Source organism: Dermabacter vaginalis, assembly GCF_001678905.1.
Classification (GTDB): Bacteria; Actinomycetota; Actinomycetes; order Actinomycetales; family Dermabacteraceae; genus Dermabacter; species Dermabacter vaginalis.
Genome location: NZ_CP012117.1, coordinates 1,149,848 through 1,170,202, shown reverse-complemented (window position 1 = coordinate 1,170,202; position 20,355 = coordinate 1,149,848). Strand labels below are relative to the sequence as shown.

Annotated in this window: 21 protein-coding genes, 3 tRNA genes and 2 pseudogenes; 17 read left to right on the top strand and 9 right to left on the bottom strand. The window is 62.0% G+C overall.

Annotated elements, in window-relative coordinates; all coding sequences use genetic code 11:
* Nucleotides 1–130: 130 nt before the first annotated feature.
* Nucleotides 131–652 (bottom strand): TetR/AcrR family transcriptional regulator, encoded by a 522-nt coding sequence (locus DAD186_RS05050; protein ID WP_065248736.1) that lies wholly within the window; start codon nucleotides 650–652, stop codon nucleotides 131–133.
* A 134-nt stretch (nucleotides 653–786) separates the two neighbouring features.
* Between DAD186_RS05050 and DAD186_RS05045 the strand changes: the two genes are divergently transcribed.
* Nucleotides 787–1,866, top strand: coding sequence for a GNAT family N-acetyltransferase (locus DAD186_RS05045; RefSeq protein ID WP_065247760.1), 1,080 nt, complete (start codon nucleotides 787–789; stop codon nucleotides 1,864–1,866).
* Nucleotides 1,867–2,001: 135 nt separating this feature from the next.
* Entirely contained in the window at nucleotides 2,002–2,145 is a 144-nt protein-coding gene (locus tag DAD186_RS10840) for a hypothetical protein (protein ID WP_157457089.1), read from the top strand.
* A gap of 313 nt (nucleotides 2,146–2,458) precedes the next feature.
* Here the strand turns inward: DAD186_RS10840 and DAD186_RS05040 are convergent.
* A tRNA-Val gene (locus tag DAD186_RS05040) sits at nucleotides 2,459–2,532 on the bottom strand.
* Nucleotides 2,533–2,612: 80 nt separating this feature from the next.
* Complete coding sequence (locus DAD186_RS05035) at nucleotides 2,613–3,023, bottom strand: DUF3052 domain-containing protein (RefSeq protein ID WP_065247759.1); 411 nt, start codon at nucleotides 3,021–3,023, stop codon at nucleotides 2,613–2,615.
* Nucleotides 3,024–3,254: 231 nt separating this feature from the next.
* Between DAD186_RS05035 and aceE the strand changes: the two genes are divergently transcribed.
* The 6 genes from aceE to DAD186_RS05005 all read left to right on the top strand — a co-directional run bounded on the left by aceE (nucleotide 3,255) and on the right by DAD186_RS05005 (nucleotide 10,147).
* On the top strand, nucleotides 3,255–6,023 hold the full coding sequence (aceE, locus tag DAD186_RS05030; RefSeq protein ID WP_418235826.1) for a pyruvate dehydrogenase (acetyl-transferring), homodimeric type: 2,769 nt from the start codon (nucleotides 3,255–3,257) through the stop codon (nucleotides 6,021–6,023).
* A gap of 5 nt (nucleotides 6,024–6,028) precedes the next feature.
* Complete coding sequence (locus DAD186_RS05025) at nucleotides 6,029–6,412, top strand: GntR family transcriptional regulator (RefSeq protein ID WP_065247758.1); 384 nt, start codon at nucleotides 6,029–6,031, stop codon at nucleotides 6,410–6,412.
* 20 nt (nucleotides 6,413–6,432) lie between these two features.
* Nucleotides 6,433–7,374: an ACP S-malonyltransferase gene (locus tag DAD186_RS05020; protein ID WP_065247757.1), complete on the top strand. Its 942-nt coding sequence runs from the start codon at nucleotides 6,433–6,435 to the stop codon at nucleotides 7,372–7,374.
* A 5-nt stretch (nucleotides 7,375–7,379) separates the two neighbouring features.
* Nucleotides 7,380–8,381 carry a beta-ketoacyl-ACP synthase III gene (locus DAD186_RS05015; protein WP_065247756.1) on the top strand — a complete coding sequence of 334 codons (1,002 nt, stop codon included), beginning with the start codon at nucleotides 7,380–7,382 and terminating at the stop codon, nucleotides 8,379–8,381.
* A gap of 191 nt (nucleotides 8,382–8,572) precedes the next feature.
* Nucleotides 8,573–8,821 carry an acyl carrier protein gene (locus DAD186_RS05010; RefSeq protein WP_055087801.1) on the top strand — a complete coding sequence of 83 codons (249 nt, stop codon included), beginning with the start codon at nucleotides 8,573–8,575 and terminating at the stop codon, nucleotides 8,819–8,821.
* Nucleotides 8,822–8,908: 87 nt separating this feature from the next.
* On the top strand, nucleotides 8,909–10,147 hold the full coding sequence (locus DAD186_RS05005; RefSeq protein WP_065247755.1) for a beta-ketoacyl-[acyl-carrier-protein] synthase family protein: 1,239 nt from the start codon (nucleotides 8,909–8,911) through the stop codon (nucleotides 10,145–10,147).
* Nucleotides 10,148–11,055: 908 nt separating this feature from the next.
* On the opposite strand, the gene DAD186_RS11145 is transcribed toward DAD186_RS05005, so the two are convergent.
* Entirely contained in the window at nucleotides 11,056–11,601 is a 546-nt protein-coding gene (locus DAD186_RS11145; protein WP_236886293.1) for a hypothetical protein, read from the bottom strand.
* Between the two features lie 92 nt (nucleotides 11,602–11,693).
* Between DAD186_RS11145 and cmtR the strand changes: the two genes are divergently transcribed.
* On the top strand, nucleotides 11,694–12,053 hold the full coding sequence (gene cmtR, locus DAD186_RS04990) for a Cd(II)/Pb(II)-sensing metalloregulatory transcriptional regulator CmtR (protein WP_065247753.1): 360 nt from the start codon (nucleotides 11,694–11,696) through the stop codon (nucleotides 12,051–12,053).
* Nucleotides 12,050–12,652: a cadmium resistance transporter gene (locus tag DAD186_RS04985; RefSeq protein WP_065247752.1), complete on the top strand. Its 603-nt coding sequence runs from the start codon at nucleotides 12,050–12,052 to the stop codon at nucleotides 12,650–12,652. Before cmtR ends, DAD186_RS04985 begins: the two co-directional genes overlap by 4 nt.
* A 102-nt stretch (nucleotides 12,653–12,754) precedes the next feature.
* On the opposite strand, the pseudogene DAD186_RS10830 reads toward DAD186_RS04985, so the two are convergent.
* Together DAD186_RS10830 and DAD186_RS04975 are read right to left on the bottom strand one after the other, a co-directional pair.
* A pseudogene (locus tag DAD186_RS10830) lies at nucleotides 12,755–13,589 on the bottom strand (IS3 family transposase); the annotation flags it as partial.
* Nucleotides 13,590–13,606: 17 nt separating this feature from the next.
* Nucleotides 13,607–14,926: an ISL3 family transposase gene (locus tag DAD186_RS04975; protein ID WP_157457088.1), complete on the bottom strand. Its 1,320-nt coding sequence runs from the start codon at nucleotides 14,924–14,926 to the stop codon at nucleotides 13,607–13,609.
* A gap of 349 nt (nucleotides 14,927–15,275) precedes the next feature.
* Here DAD186_RS04975 and DAD186_RS04970 point away from each other — a divergent pair, with 349 nt between their 5' ends.
* Both DAD186_RS04970 and DAD186_RS04965 read left to right on the top strand, forming a co-directional pair.
* Nucleotides 15,276–15,566, top strand: a complete 291-nt coding sequence (locus DAD186_RS04970) for an ArsR/SmtB family transcription factor (protein WP_016664487.1) — start codon at nucleotides 15,276–15,278, stop codon at nucleotides 15,564–15,566.
* Between the two features lie 14 nt (nucleotides 15,567–15,580).
* Nucleotides 15,581–15,802, top strand: a complete 222-nt coding sequence (locus DAD186_RS04965; RefSeq protein ID WP_016664486.1) for a hypothetical protein — start codon at nucleotides 15,581–15,583, stop codon at nucleotides 15,800–15,802.
* Between the two features lie 343 nt (nucleotides 15,803–16,145).
* Here DAD186_RS04965 and DAD186_RS04960 read toward each other — a convergent pair.
* Both DAD186_RS04960 and DAD186_RS04955 read right to left on the bottom strand, forming a co-directional pair.
* Nucleotides 16,146–16,590, bottom strand: a pseudogene (locus DAD186_RS04960) (transposase); the annotation flags it as partial.
* Between the two features lie 72 nt (nucleotides 16,591–16,662).
* A complete protein-coding gene (locus DAD186_RS04955; RefSeq protein ID WP_065247751.1) occupies nucleotides 16,663–16,944 on the bottom strand; it encodes a hypothetical protein in 282 nt (93 codons plus the stop codon).
* Between the two features lie 285 nt (nucleotides 16,945–17,229).
* Here DAD186_RS04955 and DAD186_RS04950 point away from each other — a divergent pair, with 285 nt between their 5' ends.
* Nucleotides 17,230–18,321: a site-specific integrase gene (locus tag DAD186_RS04950; RefSeq protein ID WP_065247750.1), complete on the top strand. Its 1,092-nt coding sequence runs from the start codon at nucleotides 17,230–17,232 to the stop codon at nucleotides 18,319–18,321.
* Nucleotides 18,322–18,393: 72 nt separating this feature from the next.
* Here the strand turns inward: DAD186_RS04950 and DAD186_RS04945 are convergent.
* Nucleotides 18,394–18,470: transfer RNA gene (locus DAD186_RS04945), tRNA-Ile, on the bottom strand.
* A gap of 151 nt (nucleotides 18,471–18,621) precedes the next feature.
* Here DAD186_RS04945 and DAD186_RS04940 point away from each other — a divergent pair.
* The 4 genes from DAD186_RS04940 to DAD186_RS04925 all read left to right on the top strand — a co-directional run bounded on the left by DAD186_RS04940 (nucleotide 18,622) and on the right by DAD186_RS04925 (nucleotide 20,328).
* Nucleotides 18,622–18,694, top strand: a tRNA-Asn gene (locus DAD186_RS04940).
* A gap of 83 nt (nucleotides 18,695–18,777) precedes the next feature.
* Nucleotides 18,778–19,266, top strand: coding sequence for an OsmC family protein (locus DAD186_RS04935; protein WP_065247749.1), 489 nt, complete (start codon nucleotides 18,778–18,780; stop codon nucleotides 19,264–19,266).
* Complete coding sequence (locus DAD186_RS04930) at nucleotides 19,266–19,751, top strand: peptide deformylase (protein ID WP_065247748.1); 486 nt, start codon at nucleotides 19,266–19,268, stop codon at nucleotides 19,749–19,751. The genes DAD186_RS04935 and DAD186_RS04930 overlap by 1 nt, the downstream gene beginning before the upstream one ends.
* Before the next feature lie 85 nt (nucleotides 19,752–19,836).
* On the top strand, nucleotides 19,837–20,328 hold the full coding sequence (locus DAD186_RS04925; protein ID WP_065247747.1) for a DUF3145 family protein: 492 nt from the start codon (nucleotides 19,837–19,839) through the stop codon (nucleotides 20,326–20,328).
* Nucleotides 20,329–20,355: the final 27 nt, after the last annotated feature.

Genomic DNA, 20,355 nt, shown 5'->3' with positions numbered 1-20,355 from the left:
CTCCGCGCGATCGCGAACGATGTCGGGATCCGCCAGTCCGACTATCGGCGCACTGCGAAGGGGCGCACTCTCACGGAGACCAGTCCGTGGCCATCAGCAACGCAGGGCGGCCCCGAATCAAAAGGCCCCGTCACGACAGGAGTGCCGTGAGGCCGTCGGAGAGAATCTCGCGTGGGCTGACGTGGTGCGTCGCGTGGAGCCGCGCATAGGTAGGAGCTTGGTCAGGGTCAATGGCGACGCGCTTCTCGTCAGACGCCATGGGTGCGGTCAGCGAGGCGCCAATCACCAGGTTGGACAATCGGTAGGCAGTTCCCAGCGGATCCGGGGTACCCGCTTGTTCGAGCAGGACGCACATCCGCTCGGAAAGAGCCAGGTACGCCGGGCCCCTGGGAGCGCGCATACCGATGACCTGACCGGCCCACCGGTGGGTCGTGAGGTGCGCGAAGAAGGCGTGCATCAGGGCAGACAGGTCGGCGTTGCGGATCGACTCGGACATCACGGGATCGTCTGCAAGCGCTGTGTCGAGGGCGAGGTCGAACAGGTCGTCGACGGATTCGACGCGGGAGTACAGGCTGGCTGGAGCGACACCCACCTGTTGTGCCACAGATCGCAGGGTGAGGGCCCTCAACCCGCCTTCGTCCAGCAGCCTCACCGATGCCCTCGCAACCTCCCCGATGTCCACTGCGCGGAGGCGTCGCACAGGTTTGCGATGTTCCCAGTAGCTCACCCCACCAGCCTAACCAAACACGCTTCCGTTAGCTATCCATTCTATGTTAGGTTTAGCGCATGCTGGATGCCACCACCCTCCCGATCACCTTTGAGAACACTCGCCTACGTCCCCTCTCTGAGCTGGACGCAGACGCGTATGCAGCCGGCACCAAGGATGAAGCTGTGCGGCGCTTCGGCCACCTGCCCGAGTCCGACTACACCCCCGAGTCCGTGCGACGGATGATCCGTGACGAGGTTGCTGAGGGTCTGTCGTCCGGCACGCTGGCAGTTCTCGCACTTGCCGACGCCGAGACGGACCGGTTTGTGGGCTCCTTGGTGCTCTTCGACGTCAGCTCCGAGGCTGCCGAGGTCGGGTTCTGGATTCATCCGGATGCGCGGGGAGCAGGGCACGCTCGTCGGGGCCTGGAGTTGGCATCGCGCTTCGCACGCAACAGTGGACTGCGAACCTTAACAGCACGCACGCTCCTGGAGAACAAGGCCTCCCAGCGGTGCTTGACGAACGCAGGGTTCCATGAGGTCGAGCGAGCCGTCGGGACCACGCCCGCAGGACAGCGCGAGGAACTTTTCCATTACCGGCGCGATCTCAAGCCCACCGCCCAGTGGCCGTTGGCGACGGAGCGGCTTCGGCTCCGTCCGCATAACGCCGACGATACCGAATGGCTTCACGAGCTGTACTCGCGACCCGACGTTGCCCGCTACCTGCTGGACGAGCCATGGACCGCGGAAGTCACCCACGACAAGCTCACCGAACGTCTAGCGAAGACTGACATCGATGGCGAGACTGGCGCGCTTGCGCTGGTCATCGAGCATGACGGCGTCCCAATCGGAGACGTCGCGTTGTGGCTCACCGATCACGAGCACCGTCAAGGCGAGATCGGGTGGGTTCTCGACCCAGCGCACGGTGGGCAAGGTTTCGCCAGCGAAGCCGTCCGAGCAGTACTCGCCCTCGGGTTTGACCACTACAAGCTCCACCGCATCACCGCGCAGATGGATGCCCGCAACAGCGCCTCGGCAGCACTGGCTCGTCGTGTCGGGCTCCGGCTCGAAGCACATCACGTCCAGGACTGGTTCAGTAAGGGCGAATGGACAGACACCCTCACCTTCGCGCGACTTGCCTCCGAGCACATGCGCCAATGATCGGGAGTCTGACTTTCATGCGCCCTGTACGCGGCTCCCGGACCTACCGCGCTCTGACGACGTATCGGCATATTGAAAAGCTGAGATGACTCAAGATCCCCTCCTGCGCCGGCCTCGCAGCGCACACGGTGGTTCGTGCTCACCGCCATCTCTCTCGGTTTGCTGCTTGCAACGGTCGACACTTCGATTCTCTACGTGGTCGTGCCTCTTCTGACGGACGAGTTGTCGGCGAGCGTAAGTGAGTCGCTGTGGATCATCAACATGTACCCCTCGTCATGACTGGCCTACTGCTGGGCACCGGGACGCTCGGGGATAGGTTCGGACACAAGCTGGTGTTCCAGATTGGCATCAGCGCGTTCGGGAGAGCTTCCCTACTCGCAGCCTTCTCTCCAAACGCGTGGGTGCTGCATCCTCAACCGCGCCCTGTTCACCCGCATCACCATCGACGACGAAGAAAACGCCACCTACACACCCGAGCAGACCACCCCCACCGTCCACGCCCACACCAGCATCGACGCCCCGGCGCACGTCACCGCAGAAACAAAACTGCCCCGCCATCAGGCGGGGCAAGTTTCGATTTTCTCATCTTACGTGGGTCTTGAGGGACTCGAACCCCCGACATCCACGGTGTAAACGTGGCGCTCTAACCAACTGAGCTAAAGACCCGCGCGGGACATCATCCCACGACATGCAGGATTCGGCAAAACGAGAGGCAGCCAAGAATCACGCCGCCTGCCCCACAGCACTTAGGAGCGCGAGGCGAGACGCGTACCCGACCAATCCGGCCCAAGCGATACCGCATTCATGCCGCGAAGGCCCGCGGTGTTCGCCGCCTCCTGGATGTCGGCGGGATCCACGTGACCTGGGCGCCCGGGCTTCGGCGTAAGAAGCCACACCGGCCCACCCGCAACGAGACTCGAAAGGCAATCCACGAGACCGTCGGTGAGGTCGCCATCGCCATCGCGCCACCACATGATGACGCCATCCACGATCTCGCGTGAATACTCGTCTTCGAGGTCAGCATCGATGAGATCCTCGATGGCATCGCGAAGGTCAAGGTCTACATCGTCGTCGTACCCGAACTCCTGCACTAGCTGGCCTTCGTGGAACTCAAAAACTTCGGCAAGGTTGTCGCTCGAAGCTGCAACCGGTGACAAGGGGCGACTCCTTCGGAGGTCGGAAAATGAGATGGGGATCTCGGGACGCTCCAACTGTACCGAAGGTCCATGGCGGTGTCACTCACAAAAAACGATACGAGAAACAACCGTACTCGGTGAGACCCACGGCACCTTTCACTCTCACGCGCTCACGTCCCTCTCGGGCGCACGCTATACGCTAGATGAACACAAAGGCGGGCCCAAAGGCACAGCCCCTTTTTCACCCACACCATGAGGGAGAACAAAAGCGTGAACTCGAACGACATCACCGGGCGTCAAGGAATCGGTCTTCCCAGCCACGCAAACGACGTGGATCCCGAAGAGACGAGGGAGTGGCTCGAATCGCTCGACGCGGTCGTCGCGAACGGCGGCGCTGAGCGCGCCTCGCACATCGTCGGCAACCTCCTCACGCACGCACGCGAGCGGGACCTGGACGTCCCAAGCGTGGAAAACACCGACTACGTCAACACGATCGCGGCGAAGGACGAGCCCGAATACCCCGGCGACCTCGAGATCGAAAAGTCGATCCGCCGAGCCGTGCGCTGGAACGCGGCGATGCAGGTGCATCGCGCCCAGCGCCCCGAGATCGGGGTAGGCGGCCACCTTTCGAGTTACGCCTCGATCTCCACCGTGTACGAAGTGGGCTTCAACCACTTCTTCCGCGGCCGCGAGCATCGCGGTGGCGGCGACCAGGTCTTCTTCCAGGGCCACGCCTCCCCCGGCATCTACTCGCGTGCCTTCCTCATGGGCCGCCTGAGCGAACAGGATCTCGACGGCTTCCGCCAGGAAAAGTCGAACCCACGCGGTATTCCGAGCTACCCGCACCCGCGCGCGATGCCGGAATTCTGGCAGTTCCCGACCGTGTCGATGGGCATTGGCCCCGTCAACGCCATTGAGCAGGCCTCGATCAATCGCTACCTCCACAGCCGCGGCCTCAAGGACACGAGCGAACAGCACGTATGGGCCTTCCTTGGCGATGGCGAGATGGACGAGGTCGAGTCACGCGGTGCCCTCCACATCGCTGCGAATGAGCAACTCGACAACCTCACGTTCGTCGTCAACTGCAACCTTCAGCGCCTCGACGGCCCCGTGCGCGGCAACGGCAAGATCATTCAGGAGCTCGAAGCTCAGTTCCGCGGCGCGGGCTGGAATGTCGTGAAGGTCGTGTGGGGCGAGGGCTGGGACAAGCTCTTCGCCGAAGACACCGAGGGTGCGCTCGTGGACCTGATGAACACGACCCCGGATGGCGACTTCCAGACCTTCCGCGCCGAATCTGGCGGCTTCATCCGCGACAACTTCTTCGGCCGAGACCCGCGCACGAAGGCGCTCGTCGAAGACATGAGCGATGCCGATATCTGGTGGGGTCTCAAGCGCGGCGGCCACGATCCGAAGAAGATCTACGCAGCGTTCAAGCACGCGACGACCGTGAAAAACGGCAAGCCGACCGTCATTCTCGTGCACACCATCAAGGGCTACGTGCTCGGTAAGAAGTTCGCGGGCCGCAATGCCACGCACCAGATGAAGAAGTTCACGATCGATGATCTCAAGCAGCTTCGCGACACGCTGCATATTCCGTTCACCGATCAGCAACTCGAAGCGGATCTCTACGATCAGCCGTACTACATGCCGGCGGAGGACTCCCCCGAAATGCAGTACATGCGCGAGCGTCGCGCTGAACTTGGCGGCGTTGTTCCCGACAACCGCCACAAGAAGGCAACGTTCACCGTTCCGGGCGAAAAAACCTGGGCCGTCGCAAAGCGCGGCTCGGGCAAGCAGGAAGTCGCCACGACCATGGCGCTTGTGCGCCTGCTCAAGGACCTCATGCGCGATAAGGAGACCGGCAAGTATTGGGTGCCGATCATCCCCGACGAAGCGCGCACGTTCGGCCTTGACGCGATGTTCCCGACCGCGAAGATCTACAACCCGAAGGGTCAGAACTACCTTTCTGTGGACCGCGATCTTCTCCTTGCCTACAAGGAGTCGGCGCAGGGACAGATCAAGCACATGGGCATCAACGAAATCAGTTCGACCGCTGCCTTCACTGCCGCGGGTACTTCGTATTCGACGCATGAAGTGCCGCTCGTGCCGTTCTACATTTTCTACTCGATGTTCGGTTTCCAGCGCACCGGCGATTTCTTCTACGCCGCGGGCGACCAGATGGCCAAGGGCTTCGTGATCGGCGCGACCGCCGGTAAAACCACCCTCGCGGGTGAGGGTCTCCAGCACATGGATGGCCACTCGCCTCTTCTCGCCTACACGAACCCCGCGGCGATCATCTACGATCCCGCTTACGGTTACGAGATCGGCCATATCGTGCGCGATGGTCTCCAGCGCATGTACGGCGATAACGAGGAGCGCCTCCAGGAGGTCTTCTACTACCTGACCGTGTACAACGAGCCGATTCACCAGCCCGTTGAGCCTGAAAACGTTGATGTCGAGGGCATCATCAAGGGCATGTACAAGGTCGACGAGGTCCAGGAGGGCGATGGCCCTGTCGCGCAGCTCATGGCTTCGGGTGTCGCGGTTCCGTGGACTCGCGAAGCTCGCGACCTGCTCTATGAGGACTGGGGCGTGCGCTCGGCCGTGTGGTCGGTGACGTCGTGGAGCGAGATGCGTAACGACGCCCTTGCGGCCGACAAGCACAACTTCCTCCACCCCGAGGAAGAGCCGAAGACCCCGTGGATGGTGGAGAAGCTCAAGGGTGCGGAAGGCCCGTTCGTGGCAACGACGGACTTCGACTACCTCGTTCCCGACATGATCCGCCCGTGGATCCCGAACGACTACGCCGTGCTTGGTGCCGAGGGATGGGGCTTCTCCGATACCCGCGCCGCCGGTCGCCGCTACCTGCACATCGACCGCGAGTCGCTCGTCGTGCGCGCACTCAAGTCGCTCGCCGACCAGGGCAAGATTGATCCTTCGGTCGTCAAGCAGGCTATCGACAAGTACGACCTGCTCAACGTCAATGCCGGCACGTCCGGCGGTGCGGGCGGGGACGCCTGAGCGTCGTGACCGCTGATCTGCCCTGGCTGAACATCGACGCTTCTGCGCCGAATGCTGCGGCGCAGCTCCACGATGCGATAGCGAACGCCGCTGCGGAGGGCACTCTCGCCCCGGGTGAGAGATTGCCCTCCGTGCGCGCGCTCGCTGAGGCCTGCAACGTCGCGCCAAACACGGCCGCGAAGGCCGTCAAGTCGCTCGCAGCGGCGGGTATTGTGGAGACGGACGGGCGACGCGGCACGCACGTGAAAGCCTGGGGCGAGGTGGAACGCTCACTTCAGGCGGCTCTCGCGCACGCCGCGCACCTGGCAGTTTCGTCGGGGGTGGGGTCCGACGCCTCCCTCGCAATGTTTGAGGCCGCGCTCCGTACGGAAGCGGCCTCGTCCCGATAGACATGTGAAAGGACAGTGGCGTGCTCGTCATTGCATCGCCCGGACAGGGCGCCCAGAAGCCCGGATTCCTCGCCCCGTGGCTCGACATCGATAGCGTGGCCGAATACGCGGGCTCGCTCGGTGAGGCCGCGGGCGTCGACATTGTGAAGCACGGGACCGAGTCGGATACCGACACGATCCGCGACACGGCTATCGCACAGCCGCTTCTTGTCGCCTCCAGCCTCATTGTGCATAGCGTTCTCTTCGGCGCTCTCGATGTGCCACGCCCCGATTTCTATGCCGGCCACTCGGTGGGCGAGGTCGCCGCCGCGGGCCTCAGCGGCGCGCTGACGGAGACCGATGCGATGGAGTTTGTGCGCGACCGATCGAAAGCCATGGCCGAAGCTGCTGCCGCGGAACGAACCGGTATGGCTGCAGTCGTGGGCGGTGTGCGCGAGGAGGTGCTCGAGAAGATCGAGGCCGCAGGTCTCGTGCCCGCCAACATCAACGGGGCTGCCCAGGTCGTTGCCGCGGGTTCTCTCGCACAGCTCGAAACGCTGAGGGAGAATCCGCCAGCTAAGGCGCGAGTGATCCCGCTTCAGGTTGCCGGTGCGTTCCATTCGCCGTTCATGGCGAGTGCCCGTGAGGCGCTTGCCGCGCGCATGAGCGACTACTCGGTACGTCAGCCGCAGATTCCCGTGATTTCGAACGCCGACGGTGCCGTGGTTCGCGACGGCCAGGCATTCTTGGACTCGATCGTGACGCAGGTTGCCCACACGGTTGATTGGCTCGCGTGCATGCACACCTTCGAGGCCGAGGGGGTTACGGGCATGCTCGAGCTCGCGCCCGCCGGGACCCTCACGGGTCTCGTCAAGCGCGACGCGAAGTCCATCGCGCGTTTCGATCTCAATACTCCCGACCAGCTCGATGCCGCGCGCGATTTCGTCCGCGAGCACGCCGGCCAGACCTCAAAGGAGGCGTAATTTCGGTGGTGACACTTCGCCCCTCAAAGCCCGTTGCGGGCTCCCAGATCCTCGCTTATGGCGCTGCACGCGGCGACCTCGTTGTCACGAATGACGACATCGCCGGACCGATTGATTCTTCTGATGAATGGATTCGTCGCCGCACGGGCATCGTGACCCGCAAGCGCGCAAGTGAAGGCACCCACGTGATCGACCTCGCCGAGAAAGCGTCGCGCGAGGCGATCGAAAAATCCGGAATCAGCGCTGCGGATATCGACACGGTCATCGTTTCGACGATCTCGTTCGAGTATCAGACTCCCTCGGCGGCAACTCTGCTTGCCGCTCGTCTCGGTATTGAGGATGCCGTTGCCTACGACATCTCGGCGGCATGCGCGGGTTTCTGCTACGCGGTGGGCCAGGCCGATGCTCTCGTGCGCTCGAGCGCGGCAAAGAACGTGCTCATCGTGGGGGCCGAGAAGCTGTCGGACCTCATCTCCCCCACCGACCGTTCGATCTCGTTCCTTCTCGGCGACGGTGCGGGCGCAGCAGTCATCTCGGCGAGCGACGAGCCGAAGATCGGCCCCACGATTTGGGGCAGTGACGGCGAGCACTGGGAAACGATCCGCATGACCCATTCGCTTCTCGAGTATCGGGACAAGCCGGAGCTCGGTTTCCCAACGCTCGAGCAGGATGGCCGCACCGTGTTCCGCTGGGCCGTGTGGCACACCGCCGAGATCGTCCGCAAGGCGCTCGACGAAGCAGGCCTCACCGTTGACGACATCGACGTGTTTGTGCCGCACCAGGCCAATATGCGCATCATTGATGAACTCGCCAAGCAGCTTAAGCTTCCCGAGAGCGTCGTGATCGGCCGCGACATCGCCGACACGGGCAACACGTCTGCCGCGTCTGTTCCGCTCGCCGTTCATCGTCTCCTCGACGAGGGACAGGCGAAGTCCGGTGACGTGTGCGTGCAAATCGGCTTCGGCGCCGGGCTCGCTTACGCGTGCCAGATCGTCGTTTTGCCGTAACGCGTGCCCCGTATTGCTTGGTCGAAGCCGCGCCCAAAGAGGAGGTTCTTTGAAGAAGAACCCGGGGCAGGAAGCGACCGGTAGTAGCGAGACACGCGTCAAACTTGCAGCCGTCGGAACCTGAACCTTCAGGTTTTGCGCTGTAGGCTAATGCCGCTGATTTAATTCGTAAAGCACAAAGGAGAGCCTCCATGGCACACACCGAAAACGAAATCCTCGCCGGCCTCGCAGAGATCGTGAACGAGGAGACCGGTGTTGAGACCGCTGACGTTCAGCTCGACAAGTCGTTCACCGACGACCTCGACATCGACTCGATCTCGATGATGACCATCGTCGTGAACGCTGAAGAGAAGTTCGACGTGCGCATCCCCGACGAAGAGGTCAAGAACCTCGTCACCGTTGGCGATGCCGTGAAGTTCATCGAGAACGCTCAGGCCTGATTTTTTGCCGGTGCGCGCTCGCCCTTGTGCGGCGGGTGCGCACCGTAGTCTTTTCGCCCTTTTCCCTCACGCCTGCAAGGAGAACCCATGAGCGAGAGCCCTCGCGTTGTTGTCACCGGCCTCGGCACGTTCAACCCGCTTGGAGTCGACGTTGAAAGCTCCTGGAAGGCTGCCCTTGCGGGAACCTCAACCGCTCACACGCTCGAGAATGACTGGGCTGAGCGCTACGGCCTTGCCGTGAATTTTGCCTGCACGGTTGCGGGCGATCCGCTCGATCACCTTTCAAAGCCCGAGGCAAAGAAACTCGACCCGAACGGCCAGTACGCGATGATCGCCGCGCGCGAGGCATGGAAGGACGCGGGTAGCCCCGAGGTCGATCCACTTCGCCTCGGCGTTGTGGTCGGCACCGGCATCGGTGGTGTGTGGACAATCCTCGATCAGTGGGACACCGTGAAGGAACGCGGCGCACGCCGAGTCAATCCCTTCACCGTTCCCATGCTCATGGCGAACTCCGCTGCGGCCCACATCGAAATCGAGTTCGGGGCGAAGGCCGGCGCACACACGCCCGTTTCGGCGTGCGCCTCGGGCGCCGAGGCGCTCGCACACGGCCTCGACTTCGTCCGCAGCGGCCGCGCCGACATCGCGATCGTCGGCGGCACCGAAGGCTGCGTGCACCCACTCCCCCTCGCGGGCTTCGCGAACATCCGTGCACTGTCAACTCGCAATGATTCGCCCGAGACCGCCTCGCGCCCCTACGACCGCGACCGCGACGGCTTCGTGCTCGGCGAAGGCGCGGGCATCATGGTCATCGAGACCGAGGAGCACGCAAGGGCCCGCGGCGCCCAGATCTACGCCTACCTCGCGGGCCGCGGCATGGCTTCCGACGCCCACCACATTTCCGCCCCGAGCACCGAAGGCCAAGCTCGCGCGATTTGCGAATCGCTCGCTGATGCTGGTCTGACCGCTCGCGACGTCGTCCACGTCAACGCGCACGGCACGTCGACCCCGCTCGGCGACCTCAACGAACTCGAGTCCATCTCGATCGCCCTCGAGGGCGAAACCGACCAGGTCGTCGTCACCTCCACGAAGTCGATGACGGGCCACCTCCTCGGCGGCGCGGGCGCCGTGGAGTCAATCTTCTCAATCCTCGCACTCCACAACCGCATGGTGCCGCCCACGATCAACATCGAGAACCTCGACGAGGGCGTCACTATGGACATCGCGAACGGCCAGCCGCGCGAACTTCCGAGCGGCGACATCGCTGCAATCAACAACGCCTTTGGCTTCGGCGGCCACGACATGTCGGTCGTGTTCGCAAGCGCGTAACTCGCGCACTTTATACACACACAAAAACGGGGTCCGACGGTTGTCGGGCCCCGTTTTCGCCGCACAGAGGAGTGAGATGTAGGCCCGGCGGGGCTTGAACCCGCGACCGACGGATATGCCCGTGTGTGAGTCAACCAAAATCGCATACATCGCATTTGCGCAGGTATACCAACGAGCGCGGGGATCATCGCGGCCATGTAGAGAGCAGAGTCGATCGTGTTTTGAATGTCCTCGAAAAACCCGCTCGGCGGCTTCGTTTGGAACTTCCTGATCGCGTTATTGGATGTCTACCGGATCACCGGCACGAACCTGTTTTGACTGCTCACGTTGCCATAGCACTTTGAGGTCGTCGAAGTGGACGAATCAAACGTTCCATTTGCCAAGACGACCGACCCATCTGACCCTCGAAGCACCGGCGTGCTTTCACCAACGGCCACCATGCCCTTCGCCCGTGAGCGCTTCGTTCCCGATCTGGAGCACACCTTCACCGTGGGCAAGCGCCCGCGCCGGAGTAATGACAAGTGTGAGGGCTGCACAAAGATCACCGCCGCGATAACAGAGAAGCGGCTAAGGCGTTTGGCGTGCGTGAGGGTCTTAGCGTCCATGACCGGCTTTCCTTGAGTGGGCATATAACCCGAACCATGCACACGCCACCCACCCGAGACCGAGCCCGAGCCCGAAATACGAGGGCGCATAACCTCGTGCAGCAAAATGCTTTAAGCGAGCAGATTTCTTTAGTTTTGAGGAGTACCGATGGATCCCGTACGAAACCCCTACTCCCCCGGTGGGAGCTTTCAGTAAACTCCCCGACCAGTTGTACCGGGTTCGTGACTACTCCCCGGTCACACCGGGTTCCGACTCCGATTACACGACAGAAGTCAATTATTTGACGTGAGCAGAAGCGCTCCTTATAACGGGAAGCCAGGAAATTCCGCTTCCGCCTCTTCCTGCCTCTCGGCAAGCTCCACGCTCCACCGTGAACGCTCGACAAGCTCGTCAAAGGTGAGCACCTCCGGTGACTTGCGGTTCGAGCGGAAACTTTCAAAGCTACGGAAATTCGAGCCAATTCGGTTTCCTTGGGCGCGGCACAAATCGCACATGGGCCGATCATCAGAAACGAGCGTGGTGCAACCAAGTATGCACCGTCGCCAGTGTTGTCTCCCTCGTTGTCCCTCTCGGCAATCCATCCGGCAAGGTTCTCCTTGGCGGCGCGAACCGTCGTCGAACCCCGAGGTGTCCCCGCTGCAAACGGGAATCGAGTCGAGGCTGCGGATGAGGTAGATAAGTTTGTTCGAGCCTTCCCGGTTCAAGATGATGAGGCCATCGAGTTTTGTCCCGTTCGTATCATTGCTTGGGGCCTGAAAACCGATCTCCCGAACTACGCCAGGCTCGTGCGCAACTAGAATCTCGAACTGGCGACGCAGTTTTTGCAACTTTGCCGGAATCTCTGCCATCTCTGCTCCTTCCACTGTCTCTTGAGCAGCACACACAGCTGCACCGCTACCCGGAACTTGACTAATTCAGTGCTCGCTGTATAGTTCAGTACATGCTGACTATTGCTTCGCGTCTCGACGTAATGAACCGCCTGGGTCGTGCACTGGCCGACCCTACTCGATCCCGGATCATCTTGACCCTGCTCGACCATCCCGCTTACCCGGCGGAACTATCCCGAGATCTGGACCTGACACGCTCGAACGTGTCCAACCACCTGGCATGCTTGCGCGATTGTGGGATCGTCGTCTCCGAGCCCGAGGGTCGTCGGACACGATACGAGATCGCCGATCCACACTTGGCGCAGGCGCTGACTACATTGGTCGATGCCACCTTGGCAGTAGACGAAGACGCCCCGTGCATCGACCCCGCCTGCTCGCTTCCCGAATGCAACGTAGCTGGGGTGGACGCATGAACCTCACCACGGTCTTGCAGGCGATAGGCCTGTTCGCAGCTACCAACATCGACGACATCATCGTGCTCTCCCTCTTCTTCGCGCGAGGGGCACGCCAGAGCGGCACCACCGCCCGTATTTTGGCCGGCCAGTACCTCGGATTTGCCGGCATCCTCGTCGCCGCGATCCTTGTGACCATCGGCGCCGGAGCATTTCTGCCCCCGGCAGTCATTCCATACTTTGGTCTCATCCCGCTGGGCATCGGCCTCTGGTCCGCATGGCAAGCCTGGCGCGGAGACGATGACGACGATGACGACGAGGCCAAGGTTGCCGGCAAGAAGGTCGGCGTTTGGACAGTCGCAGGCGTCACTTTTGCCAATGGCGGCGACAACATCGGTGTCTACACCCCTGTATTCCTTAGCGTGGAACCTCTCGCAGTGGTCACCTACATCGTTATCTTCCTCGTGCTCGTTGGGGTCCTGGTGGCCCTGGCAAAGTTCGTCGCCACCCGCCCCCCGATCGCGGAAGTGCTCGAACGCTGGGAGGACATCCTCTTTCCCATCGTTCTCATCGGCCTCGGCATCGTGATCCTCGTCAGCGGCGGAGCCTTCGGGCTCTGACGTAGCGGCAGTGTTCCAAAAGGCCCCGCCCGTGCCAACCTCATCAACAATGGGCTCGTGTACGCTCCCGATTGAAGCGTCCTGGGTTTGGTTCCGCTTCTTTTACGGCCCTGTGTTGATGGGCTGGGTGAGATAGTACTCGGTTTCTACTTCCTGTGGGGTGGCGTACTCCAATGCTTCGTGAAGACGCTTGGTGTTCCACCAATGCACCCACCGCAAGGTGGCCAATTCGACTTCTCCGACCGACGTCCGCGGACCTTGAGCATGAATCAGTTCCGCCTTGTAGAGGCCGTTGACTGTTTCGGCTAGAGCATTGTCATAAGAATCCCCGACTGTTCCCACACTCGGACGGATTCCGGATTCCGCTAGCGCGGTGGAATACTTCAGTGACACGTACTGGCTGCCCCGATCACTATGGTGAATTAACTGGTTTTCATGAATTCGCCGTGCAGTCGTTAACGCATGCTCCAAAGCCTCCATGGGCAGCGCATCGGTACGCATCGTCGAGCGTGTAGCAACACCAACAACTTTTCGGCTGTAGACATCCACGACAAACGCGGTGTAGGCGAATCCTGACAGGGGTGTGAACATAGGTAATGTCGGCAACCCAAAGCCTGCCTGGCGCTTGTGCACGAAAGTCTCGCTGTACAAGGTCTGGGCGATGATCCGGTGCCTTCGGGCTAATCGTTGTCACAGGGGTTCGTCCACGCCTGCGGCCACAAACACCAGCGAGCTTCATCAGTCGTGCAGTCTTGTCGCGGCCAATATGGAAGCCTTCACGGTTCATCGCGTGCCACATCTTGCGGATGCCGTAGACCGAGAAATTCTGCGCATGCACACGCTGAATCTCTGGGATAAGCAGGCTATCGCTTAAGGCCCTTGCACTGGGAACACGTGTAGAGGCTTTGCGGTAGCCGCGTGAAGTAATGAGGCTCTTCGCCGTTCCGATAGGGATCAGGTGATCAGTCCGCCGGCGACGAGGAGCACGCGGAGGCGGTAGTTGTCGCGGTTGCGGTAGCCGCGGGCGAGGCGCCGGTGCAGCTCGATGATGCCGTTGACGGCCTCGGCGCCGCCGTTGTTCGCGCGGTCGGTGTCGAAGTAGGCCAAGAACGCCTGCCGCCAGCGGCGCAGGGTGCGTCCCAGGCGGGCGACCTCGGGGATCGGGCAGGTGTGGAACGCGTCCAGGATCTTCTCGGCGCGGCGACGGCCCTTGGTCGTGTCCTTCGCGCGGTAGGCGGCTCGGAGGTCTTGGACGCAGCGCCAGGCGACGTAGACCTCCTCGTGGGCGGGATCGGCCAAGATCGCGGTCTCGAGGCGGGCGAGCTGGCGGTCGGTGAGGTTCTCGGCGCCGGCGCGCAGGATGGTCTGGATTCCGAACAGGGGGTCGCCCTTGCGGCCGCGGTGCCCGGTGGTGTCCTGCTGGACTCGGCGGCGTACCTCGTCGACGACCTGCGTGCCGAGCTTGACGACGTGGAACGCGTCCAGGACGGCGGTGGCGTCGGCGAGCTCGGCGTCGATCGCGGACTTGTAGCCACCGAACGGGTCCAGGGCAGCGACCTCGATCCGCGCGCGGAAGTCGACGCCGCGGTTGAGCAGCCAGTCGGTGTAGGCCTTCTTCGAGCGGCCGGGCACCAAGTCCAGGAGCCGGGCGTGCACGCGTCCGGCCTGGTCACGGGTCAGGTCGACCATCCCGGTCAACTCCTTCGGGCCGCGCTCACGCACGTCACCGTAGTGCCAGATGTGCTCATCGACCCCCAGGGACGTCACACCGGCGAACCTGGTCGGGTCACCGGCCAGACATTCGAGCTCGGGCTTGACCGCGCGCCACAGCGTCGCCCAGCCGACCCCCAACCGGCGGGCGAGCCCAGCGATCGTGGCGTGCTCGCGGCGCAGCTGTCCGACTGCCCACCACACCGCGCGGCGGGTCAGGACGCCGCGAGCGGCGACCAGGGTCGGGACCTGCTCGGCGAACGTCCCCCGCGGGCACTCGACCTCGCCGCAGCGCCAACGTCGTTGCCGCCAGACGATCTGGACCCGAACGTCGCCGTGCGGCACGTCGCGCAGCACCCGCACCCGCCGGCCGCGGCTGAGCACGACGACCCCGCAGTCCGGGCAGCACGCCAGCTGCCAGGGCGTCGAGACCGTCACCCGCATGGTGATCGGGTCGCGATCAACCCGCTCGACTCGAACGCCATCGAGCCCGAACAGAAGATCGCAGCGAGCGCAGGGATTGGTGGTCGTGCGCGCGTCGGCGCACCCCGTAGCGTGAGACACGTCGAGGTCCTCGCGAACAAATCGGGCAGCTTGGTCGCTCCTGATCCTCGGGGACCTCGACCCCTACCCGCCGCTCAACCCGCCGAACCCCTCACTCCCCACCGCAACGGTGAAGAGTCGAACAAGGGTCAGGCCCCAGGAGACTTCGCAGCTCGTCGCGCGCAAGGAGGAGGCGACCCCATGAGGTCGACCCCTCCCGTACTCGCCGGCGGTGCAGGCCGGCCCGCAGTCCGACCGGCCACCCCGGGTGAGCAGCCAGCGTCTCCGCCAGACCCGGCAGAACTTGCGCACCGCTGACTGTAAGCATATACTTACACCTGACATCGTTCGATTACGATCCGGAGGGGTAATGGACGCAGCACGGCTCGCTCAGATACTCAGCGCTCTCGGAAGTGAGCCTCGGTTGCGAATTATCGCCTCTCTAGAGACGGAGTCGACCCATGTCAGTGAGCTGGCCCGCCGACTCGGGATGTCTCGGCCACTGCTCTACCAGCACCTCAACCGCTTGGAAGCTGCTCGACTCATCGAGAGCGGCCTGGAACAGCTCGGAGAGAGCCGAGTGAGGAAACACTACTGGGTCGCTCCGTTTCAGCTTGAAATAACTCCAGACCACATTGTGCGCCTGATTAATCAAGAATAGGAAAGGGAATCTTCATGACACTTACCACTACCGTATTTGTTGTCATCCTCGCCGCCGCAATACCACTCGCGATCTTCGTTGTTCTTACCGTCTGGGTGGTAGGCACCGTCACCAGCGCACGACGCGAAACAGCGACGGCGATCGATGGTTCGAACCAACTCATCGTGGAGCACCTAAGCAACATCACCGAGCGGTTGGATCGGATTGAGGCCCAACTCAGCGAGATCCCCGAGTAATCAGGCCCTCCAGAGAGCCGGTGACCGCCACGCCCCTCTTCATGACGCTGGAGGGCGTGCAGACCATCATGTCCATTGGCCGCTCCCAGCCCTACGCACTCGTCCGCTCCGGTGACCTGTGAGCGATCCAGGCCGGCGGCCGCGGACTTTGGCGCGTCGAGCGCCCCGGGCTCGAGGCATCCAAGCCCACCCACCGTCAGACCTCCAACCTCCACGCCCTTAAGAGGCTCTTCCCAGATGAGGGTGTAGCGCACGTAGAGTTCAGCATTGTCGAGGTCCTTGGTGCGAGCAGAGGTAAGAGTCCGCTCATCATCGGGGACCTCGACGCCTACCTCCAGCTACCCCGCACCACCGGCGCGCCCACACTCAGCTCTGAAGAGCCAGTAATGAATCCACGATCTGCTTGTTTAAGGACTCGGCAGATGGCCTCGACCCCAAACTGATCTTTATACGTGTCGATGTAGGAGATCATTTGGTCGTGGGTCGGTCGAGTTCCGCTGCGAAAAAACCGAAGCAGTCTTAAGAATCCCGTTTGCTCGTTTCAACTCGCGGTTTTCACGGCGCAGACGCTTGAGCTCTTCTTCCATTGTCTCGCCGCCTGAAGCGTCAGAGTCATCACGTACTGAAGCGCTGTCACGGTACCAAGCCCGCAACGTGTGGTGAGATACTCCAAGGAGCTCACCAACCTCCGTGTAGGCGCGTTGCAGTGAGCAAGACTCCAAGCGGACCATTTCGATGATCTGATGGACCGCCTTCTCCTTGAACTCGACGGAATACCTTCTAGGCATAGTTCAATCCTTCCTTAGCTGAGGTAAGAACTAAATCCAGGACGCTTCACAACCTCCGGCCTTCCAGGGGTTCTAGCGCTCCAAAGCTAAATCAAGCCGACGGTTTTCCCTTTCACGCTTACGCCGCTGGCGCTCAAGCCACGCCTGAGACTGCTCCGGCGTCATGCTCGTCAGGTGCCACCGCTTGCGCTGTTTGCAGAAATAGGCTTCCTGGGGGTGTTTGTGCAGGCCAGACTTGCCAACCCATCGCCCGTTGTCGAGCGCTTTTTGCACCTCGCCACGCGATCCGTAGATAACTTTGCCGCTTGGACAGCGACGCTTTCCGTTACTGTCGCGGTTTTTGCGGTATCCCATGACGCTTCCTTTCAAACTGGCCGATGCAATTTTGTGTACCGCCAAGGGCTAGAAGCCTTCTCGTGGTGAGAGACTAAGAGCGACCTTGCCTTGATCCACCTGGAGTACAGCCATACCACGCCAGTCCCTCGCGCCCGGAGAAATCGGAACCATCTCGCACCAGGTGAAGCTCGAAGGGAAATGGGTCATTGAGGAGGAGGCGAAGCTCAAGGGGTCAAGCCTTCCTCTCTTCCGCGTCGGGCTAGAGCGCGCGCAAAACTCAGCAACGGCAGAGATGTCCGGTTCATGGTCTCGGGCCCTACGAAAGGCGCGATCGAACACCGGATCAAGCTCAAAATGCGCGAGGCAGAAGAGAAGCTTGCGCGAGAAATCGAGGAGCGCTCTTCTCGACAGCCCCTCGGTGAGTACGCGCAGCGCTACCTTGATGGAATCGACGCAGGTGTTCTCGAGCGCGAACGCTCCAGCGCCACGAGAACGAAATATCGCTACACAGCAAAAACCTACGCACTCAATAGCCCGCTCGCCGACCTCAAGATCGACGACATCACGAGAAACCAGCTCACCGACGAGCTGCTGCGCCTTGGTCGCGAAAGGCTGACGGGCGAGCGCAAGCACGTCCTGACAATCTGGCGAAAACTATGGGAGATCGCCGATGGCGATGTAACCGACACCCCGCCACCATCACCACTTGACCGGCTACGCCTTCCCCGCGACGGCGCAGTCAGCAAAAACCCGCAGGTGGTTCATAAAGACCGCGCCTACACCGATGAGGAAATCGCGACCCTCATGGATACGGTGATGAATGACCCGCGCGCCCAAGGTAATAACTCCTCTGACGCCATCATGCTGCTTCTCCAAACCGGCTGCCGTATCGGAGAAATCGCCGGGCTGCGCTGGCAAGACGTCGATCTTAAAACTGACCCGCCAGCGATCCACCTGCGCGGCCAGATCCATACAGAAGATGGCGAGCGTCGATGGGAGCCTCGGCTGAAGTCGAAGCTCTCCTACCGCTCTATCCCGCTCACGCAGCAAGCGTGCGAAGTGCTCAAACGGCAGCTTTCACTGCGCATGAGGCCTGGAGCAACAGATGCTGAAATGGAGTTTGTCTTCGCCACGGCTCGAACCGGTAACGTCCCCGACCCCCGCGCCCTCACCCGGTCACTTAGACGCACACTATCCGATGCCGGGCACCCAGAGATGAGTTCACATACTTTCCGCCGCATTGTTGAACGCAGGTTAGAAGAGTCAGGCCTTTCACGAATGGATCGTGAATCCCTCATGGGGAACACCATCCAAGTGGCAGAGCGCCACTACTCCACCCACGGTGTGCCCCAGCGTGCCCTGGAAGCGTTGCAGCAAAACCAAAACGGACAATAAGCGGACGATCAGCAAGATTTCGCGAAAAATCAAGCCGAAAAACGCCCAAAAACACGGTGTGACCTGGGCATATGGTAGGCCCGGTGGGGCTTGAACCCACGACCGACGGATTATGAGTCCGGTGCTCTAACCGACTGAGCTACGGGCCCGTATGCGCGCTCCATTATCGCCGCTCGGGGGGTTCCTTGGAAAGTTGAGGCTCCGTGGCGGGCGCCAGCGTGGCCTTTGGCACATCCTGGCCGGATCTGGCCTCTGAATTGGCGATCTGAGGGCGGTCGCTGCTAATGTATTTCGAGTCGATCCCCCATAGCTCAATCGGCAGAGCATTCGACTGTTAATCGAAGGGTTATTGGTTCAAGTCCAATTGGGGGAGCAACCGAAGGCCCCGGGGAAACCCGGGGCCTTCATTTTTCGAAAAGCGGCGAAAAGCCGCTCGCGGCTGGAAGGAAGTCACCTATGAGCGTTCACTCGCCCGAGACGTTCGAGCGCCCCGAGGGCTTCGGTCCCGGCAGCGTGTGGGTCGATAGGGTCGCGACGCGCCAGTTTGTCGGCCGCACGCAAAGTGGGGTCGAGATCCCCATCGGGCTTGAGGATGGACGCGTAAGCCCCGGTGAGCTTTTGAAGCTTGCCCTCATTGGGTGCGCGGGCATGTCGATGGATCACGCGGTGGCGCGTCGTCTCGGTGAAGACTTCGCGGCGAGGCTCTATGCGCACGGTACGTCCGAGGAGAAGGACGACCGCTACCATGTCATTGACGAGTCGATTCAGTTGGATCTTTCCGGTCTCGACGAGCGCGAGCGAGAAAAGCTCGCGTCCGTGATCGACCGTGTCATTGAAGCTGCGTGCACGATTCAACGCACCGTTGTTCCGGGCGCTGAGGTGCGCCACACAATCAGCGACGCTGGCGAGCCTGAGGCCGCCGCATCCCACGAGGAGGAGAAGTAATGGCGAAACGCGATATCCGCGTCGTTGGCGATCCGGTTCTGCGCACCGAATGCGATCCGATTAAGGAGATCACGCCCGGCGTGCGTGCCCTCGTGGATGATCTCCTCGAAAACGTCAACGAGGAGGGCCGCGCCGGCCTCGCCGCCAATCAGATTGGCGTGAGCCTCAGGGCCTTCTCATGGAATATCGATGGCGAGCTCGGATACATCCTCAATCCCGTCATCACGTACCTTTCGGACGAGAAGCAAGGCGGCGACGAGGGCTGCCTCTCCGTGCCTGGGCTTTGGTTCGAACGTGAGCGTTCGGCGAAAGCCGCGTGCGAGGGCATCGACCTTGACGGCAAGAAGGTCACGCTCGAAGGCGAAGGCATCGTCGCGCGCCTCATTCAGCACGAGGTTGGTCACCTCGATGGCGCCCTCTACATCGATGGCCTCGAGAAGAGCGAAAAGAAGAAGGCATTGCGGGCAATCCGCGAAACCCTCTAGACTGTTCAGAGGCCCGAGCCAGGCCGCAACAGGTATCAACGCGAATCGTGGGGAAGACGTTTCGATTGATACGAAAGGTAAGCCCATGGCTCGTGGAACCCTCACAATCCACTCCGTGTCGCGTGCCCTTGCACCTCACCTTGAATGGGCCGTCAGCGGAGTTCTTGGCGTGCCCGTGCGCGTCAAGTGGCATCGCCACGAAGGCGACCCCTCGCAGCTGCGCATGGGGATCAACTGGACCGGCCCCGAAGGAACGGGCGCACGCCTCGCGACTGCGCTTCGAGGGTGGGACGGCGTGCGCTTCGAAGTCACGCAAGAACCGAGCGTCGGGGAAGAAGGCTCGCGCTGGATGTACACGCCTTCGCTCGGCATTCACCACGCAGCAATCGACGCCGCGGGCAACGTCACCCTCACCGAGGATCGCATCCGCTATTGCCTCGCGGCAGGGTCTGGCGACGCCGCCCGCATCGACCATGAGATCGGTAAGGCCCTCGGCGAGGCCTGGGATCATGAACTGGAGAGCTTCCGCGCCGCCGCAAGCGGTGAGGAGCCTCGCCGCCTCCACCTCGTCGGCTAGTTGTGAGTTGGCCGACGACTGCGCGTC